A 21,028-nucleotide genomic window follows, 5' to 3' on the forward strand; every position below is an offset into this window, starting at 1 on the left:
CTGGTATGAAATATCATACAGTTAGGCAGATGGATTTTAGAAGGAGAGATCTGGGATGCAGCATACTGACTCTGTGGCAGATGAACAAGAATGAGCGAATTCCTGAAATTAATGAAGGATGTACGGTTCAGAAGAACCATGCGGATGATTTTCAAGTTTGTCTGGGATTTCTGGTGGCTGAGCAAGCTGAAGGTTGTGATGTCAAGGCGGCGTTTTGCAGCGAAGCAACGGGCCTTATACCGCAAGCAGGCAGCGTATTTCACGACAACCGCCATGGATATGGGCGGGCTAATTATCAAGCTTGGGCAGCATGTGAGTGCGCAGGTGGATATGCTGCCGAAGGAAGTTATCGATGAATTGTCCAAGCTGCAGGATTCTGTAGAATTCGTAGATTTCTCCGAGATCCAGCAGAAGGTAGAGCGTGAACTCGGAGCATCTATAAGCGAGAAGTTTGCTGAGTTCAGCGCGACTCCTATTGCAGCTGCTTCCTTCGGACAGGTCCACCGGGCCACCTTGCAGACAGGTGAGCAAGTCGCCGTGAAGGTGATGCGGCCCGGGGTGGAGGACATTATCGCGATTGATTGGAAATCCATTCAGGTCGCTATTTCGTTATTGAAGCGCCAGAAGATGATTACAGACTTTATGGATCTTGATGCCGTGTATGATGAGTTTCATGACACCATTATGGAAGAGCTCGACTATCAGCAAGAAGGGCGTAATGCCGAAGAGTTCAAGCAGCAGCTAGCCCACCGGAAGGATGTCGTGATTCCGCACATCCATTGGTCCTGTACTACATCGCAGGTGCTGACCATGGAGTTTATGGACGGTGTCAAAATCAATGATTTCGCCAAGCTCGAGGCTTGGGGGGTAGACCGGACCCAACTGGCAACATCGCTGATCGAAATGTTCGTAGAACAGATTCTATTGAACGGGCTTTTTCACGCTGACCCCCACCCTGGCAATGTGCTCGTGCAGCCTGACGGCACCATCGCCCTGATCGATTTTGGCATGGTTGGGCGAATTCCCGGAGATATGAAGACCCAGATGGTCGCCCTCCTGCTGGCCGTATACTTGAAGGACGCACACGGTGCCATCGATGCCCTGAACCGGTTGAGATTTTTAAGACGCAATGTAGATCTGGAGGTCTTCTCCAGGAATCTTACGTTATTATTCGAACAAATCAACGGCGATACGTTCGATCTGAGTTTTGTGACGTCAGGCGACAATGTGGAGGAATTACGCAATTTTCTCTACTCCCAGCCTTTTCAGTTACCTGCCAATACCACATTCCTGGGCAAAGCCATAGGCACCGTGTACGGCCTCTGTACCGGACTGGACCCTGAGCTTGATCTGGTCGGGACGGTTAAGCCTTATGTGGAACAGGTGGTGCGGAGGGATCTGCGGGGAAGTGTCATCTCCAAAGTTGTAGAGGATGGCAAGAATATGCTCAAAGACATCCTTCCAACGACCAAGAAGTTCATGTCGGCAATCGATAAAATGGATAGCGGAGGCTTAAGGGTCAAGCTGGCGAGCTCCCTCGAGCAAAAATTAATCGAGACGCAGAATAAAAATACACAGCGGTTAATTGCCACCATCATTGGCGCAGTATTACTTCTGGCCGGGGTCAACCTGTGGAATGAAGTGAATCCCATCATCTCTTATGTACTCGGCACCCTGGGCCTGCTCATTATGCTGAGCCAACTCCGAACGAGACAAGGCCGCCGGGACGAAAGACATGCGAGGCAAATCAACGCTATGCGTGAACGTAGCCGGTTGGAGAAGCCGAAGTCTAAATCGCGTGGATAACGAAATGTGGATAACATTAACGCTGCGTACGAAACTAAACTGTACAAGTGGAAACGGTACCGTCCTTTTAAAGGAAGGTACCGTTTCCACTTCATCCTTCCGGCCGATCTCATCATTGTTATTCATTACTGCTGAGCGGAACGTGAAAAGTTACCGTTGTCCCTGCATCCAGCGAGCTTGTGATATGAAGGCCTGTTCCGAAATGCCGCTTCAAGCGCTGATCCGTATTGATTAATCCGACGCCGGAACTACTGCTTTTACGCCTTTCCAATAATCGCTGCAATTGAACCTCATCCATTCCGACCCCATCATCTTTAACTGTGATCTCTGCCCGGGTCTCCACGAAGGAAATACGTATGACAATGCTGCCTCCACGCTTGCGCTTCATGATTCCATGTTTAATTGCATTCTCAACGAGAGGCTGAATCGTAAGAAACGGGACTTTGATGCACCTGTGATCATCAATCTCCCAAATCACCTGCAGCCTCTCTTCAAACCGCACCTGTTCAATATATAAATAAGAACGCACTAAACTCAGCTCTTCTGCAACCGGAACAAGACTTGCAATGTTCTGGAATTTAAATTTGTTTCGCAGATAATTAGTGAATTCATCAAGCAAATCACGCATCTTCTCCAGATTAATATCCGTTAATGCTGATATAGCATTCAAAGCATTAAACAAGAAATGAGGCTTAATTTGGGCTTGCAGCCATACAGTTTCTAATCGCAGCTGTTCCCTAATGGATTGCTTAATCGTTGTTAGCGCCTGTATCCGCAATTTAAGTTCTATGGCCTCTACCGGCTTCGTCACATAATCGTTTGCTCCCGCCAGGAAACCGCTATGTATATCCTGTGGCTGGCTTCTTGCAGTAAGAAGCAGAACAGGAAGCTCGGTGAAGGTAAATCGCTCACGAATCCTTCGTGTCAGTTCATATCCGGACATCATCGGCATCATGATATCAGAGATTACCACATCCCATTCCTTCGTGCCCAGAATAGCCAACGCCTGTCTGCCACTGGTTACCATGGTTGTATCATATTCGTCTGGTGGCAGTATGGCTTCAAGCACTTGAAGGTTAACAGGATCATCATCAATAATTAATAGAACCGGACGGTCGGAATCCATCTTGAAGAACGTTGCCGGTGTCTCATCACTCAGGGGGGTTGCGCTGTCCATGATCATTGGAACAGGTTCTTGAATTGCCACAGCAGATATGGGTAACGGTTCAAAAGATTTCGCCGGCGCACTCTCCGCCTCCGCTTCCAAGCCTGCCAGTTGTAAAGAAAAGCTGAATTGCGAACCTTCTCCTTTAACGGAGGTTACATCCAATGTGCCCCCATGAAGCTCCGCCAGTTGTTTGCTTATACTCAGCCCTAACCCGAAGCCGCCTTCAATCATGGTCTCCGTTGTGTTGGCTTGCTCGTATGGATGGAATAGGCATTTAAGCATGTCCTCATCCATTCCAATTCCGGTATCAGCAACAACGATATAAGCCCTCCCGTCGTTTACATAAGCCGAAATCAAAATCACTCCATCATTTGTGTATTTCACAGCATTATGAAGTAAATTGAAGAGGATCTGAATAATCCGGTTCTCATCTGCATGGACCAGAGGAAAATCTTCAGGAATTTGATTTGTAATTTGTATAGATTTCACCTCTGCATTCAATTGCAGCATATCAAGTACTCCCGTCACGATCGGCTGGATCGGTATAACCTTTTTGCTGATACGGGGATTGCCTTCCCGCAGGCTCATCACATCAATCAAATCATTTAATATCAAGGTTAGCCGGTGCCCTACAGAAGAAACAGTTTCAAGCTCTTTGATGCTTCTTGCCTGCATTACATGCTGTTCCCGTTTCATAACAGATTGTGATAGGTTGAGCATGCTGTGCAGCGGATTTTTGAACTCATGTGAAGCATTCGCCAGGAATTGATCCTTATGATCATTCATTCTTTGCAGGGTTGTTGCTAGCTCATTCGTGTTTTCATACATTTTAAAATAATTCCTAAACCATACTGAGGCCAAACACCCCATTGAAATAATCAAATCAAACGGATAATAGAGAAGATTATAACCGCCCTCCCGCCAGAAGAGCATCCAGATCACATGATGGATCAACGCAAGGATGGAGAACAACAATAACAGATTCCCTCTCATATCCTTGACCACTGTTCTACAGATCGCAATCGTTGCAACGACTCCAGCAGTACCGCCTAGCAGATTATACACAGGGAAGATGCTGGTTAACTGATAGGTATCCAACAATAGCGTAATCCCTGCGGTCCCCAAGATCAGTGCCCTAAATACAGGATATATTCTGTGCCAAAGAGCTAGTTCGTGATGATTCGTACACTCCAATAATGCATAGGCTCCAACTAAAAAAGCTACATTGGATAGCCGGAAATCCCATACGTTGCCGATATAAATGATTTGATGGAACAGCTTCTCATCACTGCTTAACGCACCGCTTAGTGTGAAAGAGAATGTCAGCAAAGAGAAATACAGCAACTTTGTCTGCTTGTTACCCAATACAAATAATATAAACGCATAGGCAGAATGGATCAGAAAGATAACCGTTGTCAGAACCTGCATAGATACCGAAAGTTTCATCTCTTGGGTAATTGCTTCTTCTGTCCCGAATTTAATAGACCGGACAATGCCCCCGCTCCGGCTATCCACATAATTGGACGCTTGAATTACCAATTCGATTACACCATCTTTGTCCGCCTTAAAGGTTGTAGAATACGGAAGATTCTTAGCGATAGAGGCTTCTTCCGAATCCGCTACACGCCCGGATTTAGCCAGTAACCGGCCGTTTACGTATACTTCCGACGAAGTGCGTATACTTGGCACACGAATACTATAGTTGAGATCCTGCTGCGGATTCACATATATTCGTAAGCGGTACGAGCCGAATCCATATGGAGTAGAGGTCCCGGGATGCACAGCTTGATTCCATCCCCCTGGAACTTGAATCATCCTTGGCTCTCTCAAGGCCAAGCCCTGCTGCTTTTTGCCATCCATGAACCAATGTGAGGAATACAATTCCCATTCCCCGTCAAGCAAAACAATCTGCCCGTCTTCTGCATTCCAATTACGTAAATGGAGTTCCCCGTTTTTTATCGAATCCTGTTGTAAACCGCCAAACAACTCCATCCACAATAAGCGTGAGCCTGATAGAACAACTAATAGTAACCCCAGGAATAAAAAGATGTACTTCATTTTCATTTGGTGATTCCATGAAAAATTAGCCAAGAGTATCCCTCTCCTACTCATTTCTTCTTCTTTATCTATCGGCTTCATGTAGTTTTTTGCTAAGAAATTTTGTAGCACAAAAAACTCGCAAAAGCCCATTTATGCACCATTCCGACCTACCCTGCTCTATGGTCAGTTTGCTGCTAAATAAAGCTCCTGCGAGTTTTGGATCATAATGACTGATTTTTAAACCATACTGAGAGAGTAAGGGTTAAGAGCTCGGTTTCATCATTTTGTCTATCTTATCAACGTAAGGAGTGAGCGCCTCCAATAACTTCTCTTGCTTTTGTATTTCTTCTGTCGACAACCGATCCATATGAACACTTCCGTCTGCATCAGTTACCTTGGCATCATAGCTTTTCAACTCATTTATTATGGGTTCAAGCTCCCTATACTCCTGTTTAGTGAGTCTCTGTTCAGCCTTCTCAAGCAAGCTATCCCAGAAAGCGCCACGATCTGTGCCAGATGCCTTTGCCTTGGATTTATCCGTTTCGTTCATTTTCTTGAAATACGGTTCAAGCTCCACCAGTAATTTCTTGTAAGCCTTCTGATCTTCTGCATTAAGCCGTTCTATGTGAAAACTCCCCTTGGAATCTGCCGCCAGCAGATTGTAATCGCCTAATTCCTTCAATAAGGACATAACCGTGGCAGCTTCTTCCTCGCTAAAATTATGCTTCAACCTCTGAAGCTTGGTCTCAAACTCCTCATATTTCTGCTGGCTTAGGCCAATCGTAGCAGCTGCTTCTTTCGAACCATACATACTATCCGCCAGATAATGATATCCGGCAAACGCTCCAGTAGGAATTAATAAAGTAGCTGCCAAAACGCCTGCTACGATCCACTTCTTTTTCATTCGTCTTCCCCCTTGTCCGGTTACGGTCTGATTTAGTATTCTCTCCTTCAGTTCCGGTGGGGCATTTAAATTTCTGGCCTCTTCCTGCAGAACTGTTCGCAGCTTTTCATTGAAATTCATGCAGATCCTCCACCTTTCCCTTAAAAAGAGTCTGATTCTCTGGCTTCTGACGAAGCTTGCGCAGTGCAGCATGAATACGGGATTTCACGGTACCTAGAGGAATCCCGAGGATTACGGCACTTTCCTCCTGCGATAATTCATTTAAATAATGCAGAATAATCACCTGCTTCAGCTTATACGGAAGACTATCTACGCTAGCAAGCAAGGAGTGGTTAGAGATCTTGTCGACAATCTTACTTGTGAATTCAGGCTCCACCACCAAATTGACCTGCTCTGCCTTTTTGAGAATTCGGAGATGCGTCCATCTCTTTCTCCGGTAGGCATGAATTTGTCGCACTGTTATTCCCATAAGCCAGGGTCTAAAGGGACGACTGATGTCAAAATGTTCAAGAGATCTGCGCATTTGAATATAAATCTCCTGAACGATATCATCCACCTCAGATGTTTCGCGAACGAGGAAATGAACGGTTTGATATACATCCCTAATCGTAGCTTCATATAGCTCACTAAATGCTTCACGACTGCCGGCTAGCGTAAGCGTAATGAGCTGAGAATATTCTTTTGGATGCTCCATTCATCACCCCTCCCTTCGGTCTTACACTATATATTGGGGAATAAAGAATATTTCGTTCGATTTTTCTTCGGAAAAATACGGAATAAACCGATCAAAGTCCACTAAGGATTTTGGTCGGTTTATTGTTGTCTGCCTAATGTTCACATTGCCCGTTAGTTGAGCAACAAGCTCTCGAAATGTATTATCAGTGAATCCAACGGATTCCCGATTTTTACATTTAACTCTTGCTCAACTTTAACGGCTGATTCCACCATAGATAATTGTGCAACAGAAATTTTCTTATTTTTTTCTGATGCAAGTATCCCCTTTATGTACTTTGATAATTCTTCAACGTATTGCTCATTTTTACCTTGCATGATTAGCTCAAATGTATTCTCTATGACACGTGCCTCAATATGAATTGGCTTATCCTGGATAGAAGCAAATTCATTAAGCCTTCTCATTGTCCCTTCGACGGTTGCTGGATTAGTGAATAATAGAACTTGTGGTTCTGTAATACTGCAGACCGAACTAAAGAAAGGCTCATCGATTTTTATTATAGGAATAGATGTATTAAGCCGGTTTTCTTCAAGAAGAGCAATATAATTAGTACATGTGATAAGAATAGCCTCAACATTTGCTTGTGATATCCATTCTATTTGTTCGATGACTTTATTTTTGGCTTGTCCTTCGTCGAAATTTTTATCTGATGTAATTCTACTCATCAAACCAGGATCCACAAAATGAACCAATTCCAACTCAGCAGAGGTAAGAGCGTTTTGAATATACTGGATATTTGAATAGTGGGCGTGTAAACAGGCAATCTTCTTTTTCTTCATGATTTTATCTCCTTAAACCCGTACTTTGAGCAGTCCCGCTCCTTAATGATATCATGTTTCTCCAAAAAGTTCGTAATGCTGGTCTACCGGGTAACTCACTCTAGTTGCCAACGCAAAAAACACCTCCAAGGATCTCTCTATCTTACGACAGAGTTCATTCTCTTGAAGGTGTTTACATTTTTTTCTTTTCTACTCTGGGATATAAGGAAGATCCAGTGTCTTCGGAACATTGATCACATGCAGCTCTGTATACGTACGGATGCCCTCTGCGCCGTATTCACGGCCGATACCGGACTGCTTGAAGCCACCGAACGGGAACCGGACATCGAGCCCTTGCACAGCAGCTGTATTGATCATGGTCGTTCCCGCTTCGAGCTGACGTGCGACCAAAATGGCCTCCTCTTCCCGCCCCCACACCGAGCTCGTCAATCCATAGATGCTCTCATTGTGCAGATGAATCACCTGCTCCACATCGTCAAAGGGCAGAATCGGAACGGTAGGACCAAACTGCTCCTCCACCACAATCGGATCATGGTAATCGCAGTCCAGAACAAGCGTAGGCTGCAGGTAATACCCTTGTTCAAACCGCTGCTGATCCAGAATTTGGCCGAGCGGAATGACCTTAGCTCCGCGCTGGCGCGCACCCTCAATCAGACCCTGCACGTAATTCTTCTGCTTCAGGTTATTCACCGGACCTACTGTCGTATTGGCATCAAAGGGATCACCGATGCGAATCCAGCGGTTAGCCGCCTCTATATATTTTTCAACAAAACCATCATAGATAGAACGGTGTACATATACACGCTTGGCAATCATACAGATCTGGCCTGTCGTCAGGAAGTTAGAAATAACAATCCGGCGCATGGCCCGCTCATCTTGAACATCAAAGCTATCCAGGAAGATCGCCGCATCATTGCCGCCAAGCTCCAGCGTCATATCCTTAATCGTATCTGAAGCCGCTTTTATAATGTGCTTGGCGGTCGCGGTTCCGCCTGTGAAGGCGATTTTGGAGACAAGAGGATTACTCGTCAGCTCAACGCCCACATCCGCATCCCCATGAACGACATTGATGACACCCGCCGGGAACTCACCTGCGATCAGCTCTGCCACCTTCGCCGCCGCCAGTGGCGCAAACGGACTCGGTTTGAGCACAATCGTATTGCCCGCAAGTAAGGCAGGAGCAATTTTAATCGTAGATAACGCAATCGGATAATTCCATGGACTGATCGCTGCCACCACACCCATTGGATCATAGGACAGGATGGTTTTACCATGATCATGCTCCTGGACCTCTTCCTGTAGAACGGATGCAGCTTCATTACAAGCGAACTCCATCCACATTAACGAGACATAAATCTCACCATGGGCATCATATAGGGGCTTGCCATGCTCTCTGGACAGCAGATGGACAATTTCATTCTCCGCTGCTCTAATCTTCTCTATTGCCTTACGCATCCGGGTAATACGTTCATCAATCGAGGTCTTCTTCCATATTTTAAAAGCTTCTGCCGCCGCTTCAATCGCTTCCACCGCTTGTTCCTTCGTAGTGACAGGGAAATAGCCTACGATTTCAGCCGGGTTCGCCGGATTCTCTTTGGCTGACTGCGAAAGGGAGGGTACATTCTGACCATTAATGAAGGCCTCCACAATAACGGTCTCTTGGTCTGCCTTCCATACTTCTTCGGCAATTTCCTTCACATAACGAAGCTTACGCCACTGTTGTTCTTCCGTTAGAATATTGCCTTCCTCTGTAGAGGAGAATCCGCATTGCGGGCTCAAGCACAGCTGCTCAAGGGGCACATAGGTTGCTGCTTCGGCAATCCGGGCTTTAATATGCTCTTTATCCTCTAGTTCGCCTGTTTTGGATGTGAGCAGACCCAGCACGATTTTCAAATCCGGCCGGTTCACATATTTCAGTGGCTCGAAGCTGCCTGAACGCTCATCATCAAATTCCAGGAATAAGCCATCTACGTCTAAGCCTCCAAAAATGACCTCAGAAGCATAATCATAACCGCCGCTTGAGAAGTAGTTGGATTTATAGTTGCCCCGGCAAATATGCATAGTCACCACTAAATCTGCCGGTTTATGAGCCAAGGTTTCGTTAATCATGCGCTGCATGATCTTGAGCTCTTCCGCCGGTTCCAGACCCTTTGCCCGCAGCTTATCGTGACCCGCTGCTGAGAAAAGGTCTGCCCATGCTGTATCATCCAGTTGCAGGTACCGGCATCCGGCATCATAGAACGCTTGAATGGCTTTTTGGTACGCCACAATCGTATCTTGAAGGAATTGCTCCCGGTCGTTATAACTATTGGCCCCAGGCTCCAGCCGGTAGATCAGCATGTTGGGGCTTGGAATGGTTTGCTTCGCTACGGCGTCACCTGCATGCTTCAGCAAAAACTCAAAATGCTCCACAAAGGGATGGCTCGAGAAATCAACCTTACCCACCACACGGATGCCACCCTTACGGGTCTGCATATTATGGAACTTGGGCCCGTCGATCTCCTCATACAGCTCTACGCCGTCTAGGCCGCCCAGAAAGTCAAAATGCCACCAGCTTCTGCGGAATTCCCCATCCGTCACTGCGAATACGCCATTCTCCTTCTGCTTCTCAATAATCCGGATAATCTCTTGATCTTCCACCGCTTTTAAGGCTTCATATGTGATGTTGCCTGCTTTATATTGTTCACGCGCCTGGCTTAAGTTCGCAGGACGCAGGAAGCTGCCTACATGATCATTACGAAAGGGTATCATCGCTACATCTCCTTACAACTTTTTAGTGTACTGAGTATAGCATGAGGGCAAAGAATGCAGGTTATATGTAAAAAGCATGATTGGTCATAGCTTTTCGCAATAACCTATTTGTAATCATTTAAAGGTCCTTGATCCATTATCACTTCTACCATATTGGAGTCCCCTACCTTAAGAATCGGCCTATACTCTGAATTTGGTCTACTGTAAAGCTCTAGCGGACTAATAATTACGCCATTTGGCGTATTATGAAGTATCCCGGGTACACAGGTATAGATCGTATCATTATTATTTGCATTCTTGGCGGAGATCGTAACTGAGGTTCCATTATGATTATCTATACTCATGGACACCTTATATCTGTAAAATGAACCGGTTCCATTGGATTGCGCTGAATAAACTACAGGAACAACCGCAAGAACATCATCTCTTAGTCTTAACTTTATGACCTCTGTCTTCTTTGATTTTTTACCTCTCCCCACATCGCCCATATGCTCAACTGTCCCTTTACCATAATTTTTGAGGGGAGGTGTTCCCGTTGCACCAAACATAGCTACATCAATCTGCTTTCCATCCTTTGTATAGACTAAAGCATAAATGTCATAATCCGTTCCAGTCTCCCAAGATACCGTAGCCGTAATTTCTGGTGTTTTCTCAATGATAACCGGCTTCTGCCCTTTATCGAGATTGATCTTACCCTTTACCTTCTCAAGGTTGATGGACATAGCCGAACCAGGTTCCTTTGATACAGGCTCTTGAATGAACTGAGGTTTAGAATGCTCACTTGGCTCATCCGCTTCTACTTCAACACCATAGTTTTTGCATAACCCTTCAAGCCCGGAATCAAATCCGCGCCAGATTGATTTTACCTTGGTCTGACCGTTCCTTAGATATAATTCAAGCACTACAATTCCATTCTCGTTCGTGAAACTGGATGGGGATAAGTGAATAATCGTATTTTGCGTACATATCTCTGCTTCCAGATTCTTCACATTCGCGAATCCTGTGCTGTTATCCTCTGTCAGAGTTACAGCTATTTTGGTTATACCTTCAGGGACCTTATCCATGTCGAAATTCAGCTTATAAACTTTGGTATTACCGGCTTGCTCGGCTGGTAAAAGCGTGGCTACACCTGAGGAACTTGTGGGCTGATTATAAAAGATGATTCCGCTATCTCCTTGCACCTTATCAGCATCCGTTAAGAGGAAGGCTGTTAAAGAAACGTCTACCAGAGTAGAGATTTCGTGGCTAATCGTAATGCTACCTTTTGCGGCACTTAAAGTTGTATTTGCTCCCATTTGCAGAAATTGATTCACTCTAACCACTCCAATCCATTTAATGGCTCGTGCTGTCTCAATAATATTAACACAGGGAGGAAATACTTGGGATATAAAACTATAAAGGGCCCCGTTGAGTTAACCGGCACAGTATAATACTCCCCTAATCGCGTCCCGTCAAGAAATAATTTGAGAATGAGCGGCATAGCGAGGGAGACCCCCTTATGTTATTAAAATAGGAATGGATTCCCGAGTATGCAGAGTGATATCGCTTTTTCCATTTGAAACGGTGTCACGTAAAATAGTCTTCAGATCAATGAGAAATACGGAAGGGAGATCTGTATGAATAGTGTGGACAAAATCAGATTTTCACTCTTTTTCGGGGAAGAGCCCGAGGCAGCTTGTTACGGGTATATAGAGCGGAATCGGGATGGTCATATGATCGCGCTCTACAATAGTAATGGTGAGGAGATCGATATGTATGGCGGACATCAATTTGTCAGGGTACAGGCGCTTGGCAAATTTGATGATGAAGACCGCGATAATTTTTACTCCTTGTTGGAAGGTGATGGTGTGGGATGAGTCTCCACCACAATGGTGTGGCTATGGTTCATATCCGTAAGTTGAATGATAACCCCCACCGATTTTTCCTGATTTTTTTACGGCTCGTAGGGAGTTGAGGCAGAAATGCATTTTTCAAATCTTCAGACAGTACGTGTTAATATATTATCAATAATAGAAAATAATTGAAAACAGTACAAAATGATCTACAAATGTAGAAAAGGCCTCAGGAGGATATGGAAATGAAAGTCATCAATACATTCGTGGTTATTGTTGTTATACTTGCTGTTGCGATTCCGGCATATCTATGGAATGAAGCAAAAACCAATCACTCGCCTAAATGGCAATATGAGAGTAATTGGCAGTTGCAATTGCCTTCCGAATTCAAGGAACTTGATCAATATACAAATCAAGGGGGATTTCGTGGGGAGGGAGTGCGTTATACTATTTTTAGAACGAAAGAAAAACAATTGTCTACAATAGTAAAGCCATACGGCGGAAGAAAGATAATTGAACAATATTCCGGGGATAATCTTGATGATAATGAAAGAGATATTCAAAAATATGTTGAGGATACATTGCTGCGTTTAGATGTTCCTGAAGATAAAACGCCAGATTTTAATGGAGTTTACTCGTGGCAAGACTTCAATTACGAATCTGACCGATTAGTTGTTCTGTATTATCCCAATAAGAACATTTGTTATTTTGTGGAGGATTTAAGATAAATGCACTCGGCTACATTTTCACTTTACACCGCAGTCTTTAAGTGGTAGTATCATTTCTATAATTCCATAAATATAGAAATGATGGTGGAAAGGAGACTGTAATGGCTGATGTCGATCACAATCTGGTGCAAGCTGTCAAAGTATACAAGGCTCTAGGGGAGCCTACACGGCTAAAAATAGCCTTAATGCTAATCAAGCAAGAGAATCAATGCGTTACCGCGATCAGTGAACAGCTTGGTCATGTAGCCGGTTCAACGTTATCCCATCATCTTAAGCAACTGACGGAATCGGGTTTAATCCAGGCGCAAAAGAACGGTTCGTTTATTCACTACAGCGTTGATCAAGAAGTGGCAAAGAAGTTTGCGCCATATTTACTGGCGTAAATTTTTTTAAGTAACATTTCTATATTTTTAGAATTATAGAATAACAACAAGAAAGGCTAAAGAAATTGAAAGGGGAACAATCAAATGATTAAATCTTGGAAAGTTTATATTTTAGCGATTATCAGTTTTTTAGTGGGAACCTCGGAATTTGTAATAGCCGGGATATTGGATCTGGTGTCTAAAGATGTAGGCGTAACTATTGCTGCGGCCGGCCAACTCATTTCGGTTTACTCCATATCTTACGCAGTGGGTACTCCGATTCTCATTGCGGCTACCTCCAAACTAAGCCGGAGAACACTTATGCTGGCTGCTTTGACGCTGTTTTTTATAGGGAATTTAATTACGGTGTTCTCGACGGGCTATCCCATGCTTGTTGGTGCGAGAGTGATCTTAGCGCTTAGTACAGGTGTCTTTACCGTGGTTGCCCTAACGGTTTCTGCTCAACTTGCCGGGCCTGGAAAACAAGGCACCGCGATCGCAACGATCATGATGGGATTTAATCTATCGCTTATTTTAGGCGTTCCTCTGGGAAGAGTCATTGCCAGCACCTACGACTGGAAAATCATTTTTTATGGAATCGGCGCTCTTAGTTTTATCGCCATGCTGGTCATTTTAATGGCATTGCCCAAGTCACAGGGAGAAGCCAATGTACCTCTTAAAGAACAACTCGCCCTGTTGAAAAGGCCTCAGCTATTATTCACCTTGTCGATTAGCTTCTTTTGGATGGTCGGTTATACGATCGTTTACACGTTTATTACACCATTTCTGTTGGACATTACGGGCATGAGCAATGGGATGGTGAGCATCGCGCTATTTTCATTCGGCATAGCAAGCTTGCTGGGCGCCCAGGCTGGAGGATTTGGTGCAGATAAATTAGGTATTCCGCGTACGCTGAATGGAAGCTTAATTATCCACGCGGGTATTCTGATCCTTATGACCCTCTTTGCCCATACATCCATAGCTGTCTTTCCGTTGCTGCTGTTATGGTCGTTTTTCGCTTGGTCTACGGGTCCCATTCAACAAGTCTATATGATTAGCTTGGCACCAAGCGCAGCGGGAATTCTTCTGAGCTTGAATACCTCCTTCATCCAGTTGGGGATTGCTGCCGGAGCTGCCATTGGCGGTCTTGTGGTGGAGAGTCTTTCCTTACAGTCCATCGGCGTGGCTGGCGCAATGGGTGTTGCCATCGCACTCCTTCCGGCTATATTATCGTTCTCGATGCGAAGTCAGTCTGCGAATGACATACCGACGGAATAATCTACGGCTGAAATGGAAAACATCTGCCTCCTCCTTTTGTTTTCCCAACCACAAAAGAAGGACTAGGCAGATGTATAGATTTCATTCCGATCTCCGGTCAAAATTCACTCTTAAGCGCCTCAAACCTTTCTTTGTAGCTTGACGCTACATTCGGACGTTGTTGTGGTGGCGTACTCTATGAAATTTACAGAGCCGTTAAAGTTCAAATAAGCTTCATACCGTATGCGGATGGGGGCAGGGTAATGAAATCCAGAACGTTCTCCTTGGCCACCCATCTGCAATCACTGGTTTCATCAGAAGTGGCTAACTCTCCACCCACAACTTTGCACACAAAATCAAACATTACCTTCGTTGGAACATCAGTTACACCGTCATACCACTTATGAACCGCTGTATTTGAAATCACATTGATTAAATGGCTGACAGTAGCGTCTATTCCGCTTTCCTCTTTGATTTCACGTATCACGCCATCGATAAGGTTCTCTCCAATTTCAGTTATCCCGCCAGGATACACCCAACCATTATCATGGGCTTTTACTAATAGGATATTTCCCTTCCCATCTTCTACAATTCCGCCTGCCGACACAATATGCGTTGGAAATGCCATTTTACAACCTCCATTATGAAGTGATCGGATAACTACCTCTGTAGATCCTAACATGGCTAACGAACTATTATTACGATTTACATCCGGTCTGAAAATGCGCTCTGCCCTCTAGCACATCACCCAAAAACTTTTGGGATGCATTCAACTTGGCTTCTAACTCCTGGATTTCTTTGATTTTCTCTTTTACCAATGCTTCCTTCTTAATATACGAGCTCTCATTGATAAGTAAAACTATGTCCTGGATCGTTAAACCTAAAGTGAGTAGCATTCTCACATCATGCAAATAGGTGACCACTCCTTCATCGTATACACGGTAATTATTCTCATCCCTTGATATGAACTGCTCAGGGATCAACTGTTTGCGTTCATAGAATCGCAAGGTGGATATGGGTAGATTCGTCAGCCTGGAGACTTCATTTGCTTTCATACTCTGCCCCTTCTAAATCAATCATTAATTTATATTTGCTATAAACCAAGGTTCATAGTTCAAAATAAAAATATGATAACCCGGGACAGCGATACTGTCAAAATAATGGGTTACCTCAGAAGGAGTGCATTTATGCTGGAATCTATTCAAAATAATGATTTTGTCAACATTCTGACCGGCCGCCGTTCCATACGACAGTACGATGAGGACGTCAAAATTTCGGAGGAAGAAATGCACGCGATGATTCAAAAAGCAAGCTTGGCGCCCTCTTCTGCCAATATGCAGCCCTGGCGCTTAATCGTGGTTCATTCTCCTGAAGGAAAAGACAAGCTTCGGCCTCTAGTCCAGTTCAATACCCGGCAAAATGATACATCTGCGGCGATGCTCATCATTCTGGGAGATACGCAGAGCGATTTATATGTAGAGAAAATCTATGATACGGCTGTGGAGCAAGGAAAGATGCCCAAAGACATACGCGACAAGCAGGTCACGCAAATTCTGGGCATGTATCCGCAAATCCCTAGAGAATTGAAGATTGAAATTGCCAAAATCGATGCAAGTTTATTCGCGATGCAACTGATGCTGGTAGCCCGTGCTCATGGGTATGACACCAATCCGATGGCAGGCTTTGAACGTGATCAGATCGTTAGCGCCTTTGATCTGGACGACCACAGGTATGTTCCAGTCATGATCCTATCCATCGGCAAAGCCAAAGATGAGGGTCATGAATCCGTCCGCCTGGGTAGCGAGGAAATTACCTTTTGGCGCTAATGTGAATGTATGAACGTCACCGATTCTGTGCTCCCCACTCGCACAGCTGCTCCAACACAGGCAGCAGGGTCTGCCCTTTCGGTGTCAGCGAATACTCCACTTTGGGCGGAATCTGCGGATACTCCACGCGCTTCACCAGCCCGTCAGCCTCCAATTCCTTAAGCTGCGCGCTGAGAACCTTGTATGTCACCGCTCCGAGCTGTCTCTGCATTTCATTGAATCGAATCGAGGGTTTGGCGGACAGCAGATACAGAATCGCCATCTTCCACTTCCCGCCGATCACCGACATCGTATAACCGAATGGTGTGTCTTGGATCACCGTCTCCTTGCCCTTCAAATCTGAAATGCCCATGTTCACGCTATCCTTTCGGATAGTAGCCCACTTCTTTGTGCGTACTATCCCTTTATTTTTGCTCAGTCTATAATAGCTTTACTTTGAAGTAAAGGGGCTAAAGCAATGACAACCATCCGAACGTACAACCATACCCTCTGGGATCACGGGATTTCGCAGGGGTACCTTGTCGACAACACGCTGTATATCTCGGGACAGTTCTCCCATGATGCGGAGGGCAGCTTCGTTGGAGCAGGCGATATTCAGGCACAGATGACACAGACGCTGAAGAATTTGGATACCGTGTTACAAGAGTTCGGAGCAACCAAGGATAATCTGGCTTACGTGGAGCTGTATCTGACGAATGCGCAGGAGCACGGGGAAACCGCGATCGGACTGTTCAAAAAGTATGTCGGAGAGCATCGGCCGGCGGGGAGCATGATCGGGGTGACTTACCTGGCATTCCCGGAACAGTGGGTAGAGGTACGGGCTGTGGCGCATGTTGGTTAAGAAAAAGAGGTAGGGTTCAACTAAACAACGCTACTGGCAGAGTAATGTCAGTAGCGTTTTAGTATTTGCGGAATCTCTTCATCAGAGTAGTAGCGGATGGCCTTACCCGTTTTTCCAGCATACTCAATCTCATTTCTTGTGCTGTTGCCAATGTAGCCATTTACATCAATCACGAAGATTTCGTCAGAAAGATCAATCTTTCTAAAATGCAGATCTCCCAGTAACTCCGCTTGTTCTTCCGTGATTTCAAAACCTTCAGATTGTTCAAAGAAGGCTACACTAATCACTATGTTTCCTTGTAGTGTAAGAAATGCATTAGCCTGTTCAAATTGCTCCTTGAATTTTGTAGAACCGCATAATGTAATTATTTTCATAGGCATATCCTTCCTGAGCCGTTTTAGATATTTTTCAGGTAACCCGTACACTGTTCGAATTCTTGCTGAAGCTTGGTTAACCACTTGCCCAGTTACGGAAAATCCAACTCCTCATCGATGATACGGAATATCTCCCTACTCCGCACCGGATAACGGGCATCCAGTTCCCCCCACTTGTGCTTCGGTAAAATCAAAAATTCGTGCGTATCCGAAAAATATGAGGCCTCAAAAAGCCGGATTTCGTATTTATCCCCGACCAGCTCCTGAAAACCGCGAATCGTGATATAGCGATCATTCCCGGTAAAGGTAAGCGCAATCGAATGCAGTTGTCCATTGTAGGTAACGTCCAGTCCTTTGTCCGTTGATGTCACCTCAACCGTTTCATCTGGAAGCCGTTTACCGAACAACCGGACGATCTCCTCATCCTCTTCTCGCCAATCTACAATGACGCTGTACGCAAAAACAAATTGCTGCAGCTGTTGCTCATCTCCTTCGAATAGCAATGTCAGCTCGCTGTCGCTTGGCATTCTCATCCCCGTATCCTCCTTGTGTTCACTTAATGATCAGGCCCAAACCAAATGCTCTACAACTTGGTAGAATCTTATTTTTGCATAATCAATCTCTGATACACCATAGGATGAAAAAAATAACTTGACCCATTGCTCGCCGAAGTTTCTGATAATGCTCTTCTCAGCTACTGCCAAATCATAATAACGGTCCGCAATCCCGCAATTTCCCAGATCGATAAATCCACTTATAGAGTCATCAGCAATAATGATGTTTGGCAGGCTGTAGTCACCGTGTGTGAATACTAAATCTTCTTTGAGTTCCCGAGAATAATTGTTGACTTCAAGTAGCAACTTTTCAACATTGTCCTCACCAAACTTTCTATGCAGCTCCGTTGAGTCAAATTTGTTCCCTCTACTAAACCTGTACTGGATAGTGCTCATCAACTGTTCAAATGAATGATCAAAAGGACAACCTTCAATTGAAACTTCATGAATTCTCCGAAGACCTTGTGCCAATAAAGAGATCATTTCTTCTGTATTTGAAGAATATTGCATGTTGGAAGCTTCAACGCCTGGCAATTCAAGTGTTAATAAATACTCATAATTCCCGATCACACCGAAATCAATAACCTTCGGAACAGGTAACTTATTGTATAACCACAATAACCTTTGGGCTTGTCTTTCTAAAGATTCTGCATGGCCTGCTTCCTGGATTTTAAAATATTTATTTACTCCACTTTTACCCTGAATATAATAAGTCTTCGCTGTATTCACCCAAATCAATGAAGCTTCGTCATCTCCAACCAACTCAAGGAATTCAAAGGGTACTGCATCTTTTTCTCCAAAACTCATAATGTTCACCTCTATGGCTCAATCAATATCGTTACAAAATACATATCATATTCCTGCATACTTAGGCAAGCATTGCAGGGTATTTCAAAGATAGGGCCACAGCACAATCAAATGGATTTCTTCAAAAGCTGATTGACACGCGGCAATTAAAGAGGATAACTTTGATTTACTCATGGGGTGTAGATACGATGGAAATATACCGAACGATATCCGATCACGAAGGTACCCGATCTATAAACGTTATCTCCTCAATATCATGTCTTACAGTGGAATGACCCTCGTGAATCCCTCTGCCCACACTTAATAACATAATGTCTTCATAGTGCTGGGGAATATTGAGCACTTTAAAAAGAGCAGCTTTATCATAACCTGACATAGTGATGGTCTGGTACCCTTTTTCGTTCAAAATAAGGACTAAGGCCATTGCAGCCAGACTGCCATCGCGGACCAGCTCTTTTAAAAAATCTTGATTAGACATGTTTCGATAATAACCAATGGCTGCATTTGTTAAATACGTTTTAGTCTCTTGGGTGAAATAACCTTTCTCCAAAGCCTTGTCTTGAATAGCATGGATATTTTCACTATGAAAAGCACGGTAATCCCCCAAGATCAAAATCAAATAGCTGGAGGTTTCAACCTGCTCCTGGTTATATGCAATTGGTTTAACTTTGGCGCGCAGCTCCTTATCTTCGATGAGCAAATAACGTGTACTCTGAATGTTATTTCCGTTGGGTGATTTGGCAGCCAGTTCAATCGAATCAAGTATTTCCTTTCTTTCAATCGCATAGTTTGGATCATAATGTCTGACTGATTTCCTTTTTAGAATAAGATCTTGCAGACTCATTTTAACGCCTCCCATATCTTAGATTTGTTATAATCATATTATCTGGAGCGTATACAATTGAAAATACTGCACTTTATAGTCACTAGGTTACTTCAAAGTAAGGAGGATCTCATGAATACAATAAATACAGGATTTGATGTGGTACAAAATATCATTAGTGGTAAATGGAAAAGCATTATTCTGTATCAATTAGGATGCATCGCGCGGTATATGCAGACGAGGTTCCCATTAGAGTAGAATACTCAATATCAGACTATGGCCGGACATTCCTTCCATTATTAAAAGAAATGTGTGATGCTGGCGATAACCATCTTAAAAGAGAGGGGATCACCGCAGGTAATAATACAATCTGTGAACATTCTAAATCACTGTGATCGATAACCATGAAACCCTTTTAAGACCTTACTTAAATGAAAACAGCACCATACTCTTCACTAATGAAGAACATGGCGCTGTTAATATTTCGCAGTTATGCGACTGAAGAGACATTGGTAGCTATCTTCTATCTGATTAGCCTTTGTCTACTTATTCCAATCCTTTAGACAGCCGGATCGCAAGCTGCTTAATCTTATCGTTGCGAATCTGAAAATAAAAATCCAAATAGAGAGGGTCCGGGAGGCCGGTTTTGTCGAAATCCCCATCAACCTTGAAAACTACTACGCTTTCTTCCCCTTGCTGTTTATTCTGTATGGGTTCAAGTGTTATGTTAGCTCCAAAATGATATTCGGCACTCCATTGTTTGATAGCAGCTTTGCCTGCCCACTCTTTACCTTCATCGAGAACAAGTGCATCTTCCGAAAAGCAGCCGACATAAGCATCCGGATCGGGACAAACCTGCCCGATAGGGAAATGCCTCAACTGAGCTTCAGATACTGAAGGAGCTGTCCGAAATCCGCGGAATAGACATTTTCAATTCCATGGTAGCCTTCTCTTTGCCCAATAACGCGGGAAAACTTTGCGTACAGTCGATTTAGATAAATGTTGTCGATCTGAGCGCCAAATTGTAGATAGTTAACGCCACAATTCTCTGCGACGATCTGTTGTACCAAATAGCGGAACCCCTGAATAAATACCCTACTGCTGCGATAGGAGGGGTGGACAATGACAGAATTAACAAAAACGATTTCACCTTTGGGATCAAATTTATTCTCAGTATTGAGATACCGATAATGCCCCCAACCTATCATTGCCCCCATCTTGTCCGTTATTAATATAATGCGGGAGTTGGGGATGGATTCCAACACATGTACAAGTGCATCCGCAAGTGAGAATTGGCGGTTAAAATCTTTTCGGTTTCGGATAAAATATAAAGTGAACTGCGCATAATCTTCATCATTTTGGCAATTCCGGTAATGGGCAAGCATAAATGCCCCACCTCCTAATCGTTCATTTGAGCTTAGCTGTCTCGAGGATCGCAACAGA

The 21,028-nt window shown here is 44.3% G+C and carries 23 protein-coding genes and 1 pseudogene; 8 read left to right on the forward strand and 16 right to left on the reverse strand.

Going from position 1 to position 21,028, the window contains the following annotated elements; genetic code table 11:
- The first annotated feature begins 90 nt into the window (after positions 1-90).
- A complete protein-coding gene (locus MKY86_RS31165) occupies positions 91-1,806 on the forward strand; it encodes an ABC1 kinase family protein (RefSeq protein ID WP_076085681.1) in 1,716 nt (571 codons plus the stop codon).
- Between the two features lie 118 nt (positions 1,807-1,924).
- Here the strand turns inward: MKY86_RS31165 and MKY86_RS31170 are convergent, their stop codons facing one another.
- The 7 genes and pseudogenes from MKY86_RS31170 to MKY86_RS31200 form a co-directional block, all read right to left on the reverse strand.
- Positions 1,925-5,038, reverse strand: coding sequence for an ATP-binding response regulator (locus MKY86_RS31170; RefSeq protein ID WP_340827908.1), 3,114 nt, complete (start codon positions 5,036-5,038; stop codon positions 1,925-1,927).
- Positions 5,039-5,276: 238 nt separating this feature from the next.
- Positions 5,277-6,038 carry a DUF3600 domain-containing protein gene (locus tag MKY86_RS31175; protein ID WP_076085684.1) on the reverse strand — a complete coding sequence of 254 codons (762 nt, stop codon included), beginning with the start codon at positions 6,036-6,038 and terminating at the stop codon, positions 5,277-5,279.
- Positions 6,025-6,612: a sigma-70 family RNA polymerase sigma factor gene (locus MKY86_RS31180; protein ID WP_076085687.1), complete on the reverse strand. Its 588-nt coding sequence runs from the start codon at positions 6,610-6,612 to the stop codon at positions 6,025-6,027. Before MKY86_RS31180 ends, MKY86_RS31175 begins: the two co-directional genes overlap by 14 nt.
- A gap of 152 nt (positions 6,613-6,764) precedes the next feature.
- Positions 6,765-7,433: a hypothetical protein gene (locus tag MKY86_RS31185; RefSeq protein WP_143803900.1), complete on the reverse strand. Its 669-nt coding sequence runs from the start codon at positions 7,431-7,433 to the stop codon at positions 6,765-6,767.
- A 186-nt stretch (positions 7,434-7,619) separates the two neighbouring features.
- Positions 7,620-9,119, reverse strand: coding sequence for an aldehyde dehydrogenase family protein (locus MKY86_RS31190; RefSeq protein WP_076085728.1), 1,500 nt, complete (start codon positions 9,117-9,119; stop codon positions 7,620-7,622).
- Positions 9,099-10,181 (reverse strand): annotated as a pseudogene (locus tag MKY86_RS31195) (5-methyltetrahydropteroyltriglutamate--homocysteine S-methyltransferase); the annotation flags it as partial. The pseudogene MKY86_RS31195 and the gene MKY86_RS31190, both read right to left, overlap by 21 nt.
- A gap of 104 nt (positions 10,182-10,285) precedes the next feature.
- On the reverse strand, positions 10,286-11,494 hold the full coding sequence (locus MKY86_RS31200) for a TerD family protein (RefSeq protein ID WP_076085693.1): 1,209 nt from the start codon (positions 11,492-11,494) through the stop codon (positions 10,286-10,288).
- Between the two features lie 303 nt (positions 11,495-11,797).
- Here MKY86_RS31200 and MKY86_RS31205 point away from each other — a divergent pair, with 303 nt between their 5' ends.
- The 4 genes from MKY86_RS31205 (at position 11,798) to MKY86_RS31220 (ending at position 14,381) form a co-directional block, all read left to right on the forward strand.
- Positions 11,798-12,037, forward strand: a complete 240-nt coding sequence (locus MKY86_RS31205) for a hypothetical protein (protein WP_076085696.1) — start codon at positions 11,798-11,800, stop codon at positions 12,035-12,037.
- Positions 12,038-12,258: 221 nt separating this feature from the next.
- Entirely contained in the window at positions 12,259-12,741 is a 483-nt protein-coding gene (locus tag MKY86_RS31210; protein WP_076085698.1) for a hypothetical protein, read from the forward strand.
- A gap of 101 nt (positions 12,742-12,842) precedes the next feature.
- On the forward strand, positions 12,843-13,124 hold the full coding sequence (locus tag MKY86_RS31215) for an ArsR/SmtB family transcription factor (RefSeq protein ID WP_076085701.1): 282 nt from the start codon (positions 12,843-12,845) through the stop codon (positions 13,122-13,124).
- An 84-nt stretch (positions 13,125-13,208) separates the two neighbouring features.
- Positions 13,209-14,381 carry an MFS transporter gene (locus MKY86_RS31220; RefSeq protein WP_076085704.1) on the forward strand — a complete coding sequence of 391 codons (1,173 nt, stop codon included), beginning with the start codon at positions 13,209-13,211 and terminating at the stop codon, positions 14,379-14,381.
- 202 nt (positions 14,382-14,583) lie between these two features.
- Here the strand turns inward: MKY86_RS31220 and MKY86_RS31225 are convergent, their stop codons facing one another.
- Both MKY86_RS31225 and MKY86_RS31230 read right to left on the reverse strand, forming a co-directional pair.
- Positions 14,584-14,988, reverse strand: a complete 405-nt coding sequence (locus MKY86_RS31225) for an NUDIX hydrolase (RefSeq protein ID WP_340827710.1) — start codon at positions 14,986-14,988, stop codon at positions 14,584-14,586.
- Between the two features lie 70 nt (positions 14,989-15,058).
- A complete protein-coding gene (locus MKY86_RS31230; protein ID WP_076085707.1) occupies positions 15,059-15,415 on the reverse strand; it encodes a helix-turn-helix domain-containing protein in 357 nt (118 codons plus the stop codon).
- 132 nt (positions 15,416-15,547) lie between these two features.
- On the opposite strand from MKY86_RS31230, the gene MKY86_RS31235 reads away from it, so the two are divergent.
- Complete coding sequence (locus MKY86_RS31235) at positions 15,548-16,186, forward strand: nitroreductase family protein (RefSeq protein WP_076085709.1); 639 nt, start codon at positions 15,548-15,550, stop codon at positions 16,184-16,186.
- A 16-nt stretch (positions 16,187-16,202) separates the two neighbouring features.
- On the opposite strand, the gene MKY86_RS31240 is transcribed toward MKY86_RS31235, so the two are convergent.
- The gene (locus MKY86_RS31240; RefSeq protein WP_076085712.1) at positions 16,203-16,538 is read right to left on the reverse strand and encodes a winged helix-turn-helix transcriptional regulator; all 336 of its coding nucleotides are present in this window, start codon (positions 16,536-16,538) and stop codon (positions 16,203-16,205) included.
- A 105-nt stretch (positions 16,539-16,643) separates the two neighbouring features.
- On the opposite strand from MKY86_RS31240, the gene MKY86_RS31245 reads away from it, so the two are divergent.
- Positions 16,644-17,027 carry a RidA family protein gene (locus tag MKY86_RS31245; protein ID WP_076085715.1) on the forward strand — a complete coding sequence of 128 codons (384 nt, stop codon included), beginning with the start codon at positions 16,644-16,646 and terminating at the stop codon, positions 17,025-17,027.
- Positions 17,028-17,074: 47 nt separating this feature from the next.
- Here the strand turns inward: MKY86_RS31245 and MKY86_RS31250 are convergent, their stop codons facing one another.
- The 4 genes from MKY86_RS31250 to MKY86_RS31265 form a co-directional block, all read right to left on the reverse strand.
- Positions 17,075-17,401 (reverse strand): hypothetical protein, encoded by a 327-nt coding sequence (locus MKY86_RS31250; protein WP_076085717.1) that lies wholly within the window; start codon positions 17,399-17,401, stop codon positions 17,075-17,077.
- A 92-nt stretch (positions 17,402-17,493) separates the two neighbouring features.
- Positions 17,494-17,934, reverse strand: coding sequence for a hypothetical protein (locus tag MKY86_RS31255; RefSeq protein ID WP_340827713.1), 441 nt, complete (start codon positions 17,932-17,934; stop codon positions 17,494-17,496).
- A gap of 30 nt (positions 17,935-17,964) precedes the next feature.
- Positions 17,965-18,762, reverse strand: a complete 798-nt coding sequence (locus MKY86_RS31260; RefSeq protein ID WP_076086556.1) for an APH(3') family aminoglycoside O-phosphotransferase — start codon at positions 18,760-18,762, stop codon at positions 17,965-17,967.
- A 214-nt stretch (positions 18,763-18,976) separates the two neighbouring features.
- Positions 18,977-19,606 carry a nitroreductase family protein gene (locus MKY86_RS31265; protein ID WP_076086559.1) on the reverse strand — a complete coding sequence of 210 codons (630 nt, stop codon included), beginning with the start codon at positions 19,604-19,606 and terminating at the stop codon, positions 18,977-18,979.
- Positions 19,607-19,800: 194 nt separating this feature from the next.
- On the opposite strand from MKY86_RS31265, the gene MKY86_RS34255 reads away from it, so the two are divergent.
- Positions 19,801-19,980, forward strand: a complete 180-nt coding sequence (locus tag MKY86_RS34255; protein ID WP_076086562.1) for a winged helix-turn-helix transcriptional regulator — start codon at positions 19,801-19,803, stop codon at positions 19,978-19,980.
- A 151-nt stretch (positions 19,981-20,131) separates the two neighbouring features.
- On the opposite strand, the gene MKY86_RS31270 is transcribed toward MKY86_RS34255, so the two are convergent.
- Together MKY86_RS31270 and MKY86_RS31275 are read right to left on the reverse strand one after the other, a co-directional pair.
- Positions 20,132-20,464 carry a nuclear transport factor 2 family protein gene (locus MKY86_RS31270; RefSeq protein WP_076086565.1) on the reverse strand — a complete coding sequence of 111 codons (333 nt, stop codon included), beginning with the start codon at positions 20,462-20,464 and terminating at the stop codon, positions 20,132-20,134.
- Positions 20,461-20,970 carry a GNAT family N-acetyltransferase gene (locus MKY86_RS31275; protein WP_076086568.1) on the reverse strand — a complete coding sequence of 170 codons (510 nt, stop codon included), beginning with the start codon at positions 20,968-20,970 and terminating at the stop codon, positions 20,461-20,463. Before MKY86_RS31275 ends, MKY86_RS31270 begins: the two co-directional genes overlap by 4 nt.
- Positions 20,971-21,028 lie beyond the last annotated feature (58 nt).

Source organism: Paenibacillus sp. FSL R7-0333 (genome assembly GCF_038000365.1).
Taxonomy (GTDB): Bacteria; Bacillota; Bacilli; order Paenibacillales; family Paenibacillaceae; genus Paenibacillus_AQ; species Paenibacillus_AQ silagei.

Coding starts and splice junctions, on each gene's coding strand:
- MKY86_RS31215 (WP_076085701.1), top strand. CDS start 12,843: ATGGCTGATGTCGATCACAATCTGGTGCAAGCTGTCAAAGTATACAAG.
- MKY86_RS31175 (WP_076085684.1), bottom strand. CDS start 6,038: ATGAATTTCAATGAAAAGCTGCGAACAGTTCTGCAGGAAGAGGCCAGA.
- MKY86_RS31265 (WP_076086559.1), bottom strand. CDS start 19,606: ATGAGTCTGCAAGATCTTATTCTAAAAAGGAAATCAGTCAGACATTAT.
- MKY86_RS31170 (WP_340827908.1), bottom strand. CDS start 5,038: ATGAAAATGAAGTACATCTTTTTATTCCTGGGGTTACTATTAGTTGTT.
- MKY86_RS34255 (WP_076086562.1), top strand. CDS start 19,801: ATGCATCGCGCGGTATATGCAGACGAGGTTCCCATTAGAGTAGAATAC.
- MKY86_RS31225 (WP_340827710.1), bottom strand. CDS start 14,988: ATGGCATTTCCAACGCATATTGTGTCGGCAGGCGGAATTGTAGAAGAT.
- MKY86_RS31255 (WP_340827713.1), bottom strand. CDS start 17,934: ATGAGAATGCCAAGCGACAGCGAGCTGACATTGCTATTCGAAGGAGAT.
- MKY86_RS31235 (WP_076085709.1), top strand. CDS start 15,548: ATGCTGGAATCTATTCAAAATAATGATTTTGTCAACATTCTGACCGGC.
- MKY86_RS31205 (WP_076085696.1), top strand. CDS start 11,798: ATGAATAGTGTGGACAAAATCAGATTTTCACTCTTTTTCGGGGAAGAG.
- MKY86_RS31220 (WP_076085704.1), top strand. CDS start 13,209: ATGATTAAATCTTGGAAAGTTTATATTTTAGCGATTATCAGTTTTTTA.
- MKY86_RS31230 (WP_076085707.1), bottom strand. CDS start 15,415: ATGAAAGCAAATGAAGTCTCCAGGCTGACGAATCTACCCATATCCACC.
- MKY86_RS31250 (WP_076085717.1), bottom strand. CDS start 17,401: ATGAAAATAATTACATTATGCGGTTCTACAAAATTCAAGGAGCAATTT.
- MKY86_RS31260 (WP_076086556.1), bottom strand. CDS start 18,762: ATGAGTTTTGGAGAAAAAGATGCAGTACCCTTTGAATTCCTTGAGTTG.
- MKY86_RS31245 (WP_076085715.1), top strand. CDS start 16,644: ATGACAACCATCCGAACGTACAACCATACCCTCTGGGATCACGGGATT.
- MKY86_RS31165 (WP_076085681.1), top strand. CDS start 91: ATGAGCGAATTCCTGAAATTAATGAAGGATGTACGGTTCAGAAGAACC.
- MKY86_RS31240 (WP_076085712.1), bottom strand. CDS start 16,538: ATGGGCATTTCAGATTTGAAGGGCAAGGAGACGGTGATCCAAGACACA.
- MKY86_RS31275 (WP_076086568.1), bottom strand. CDS start 20,970: ATGCTTGCCCATTACCGGAATTGCCAAAATGATGAAGATTATGCGCAG.
- MKY86_RS31180 (WP_076085687.1), bottom strand. CDS start 6,612: ATGGAGCATCCAAAAGAATATTCTCAGCTCATTACGCTTACGCTAGCC.
- MKY86_RS31210 (WP_076085698.1), top strand. CDS start 12,259: ATGAAAGTCATCAATACATTCGTGGTTATTGTTGTTATACTTGCTGTT.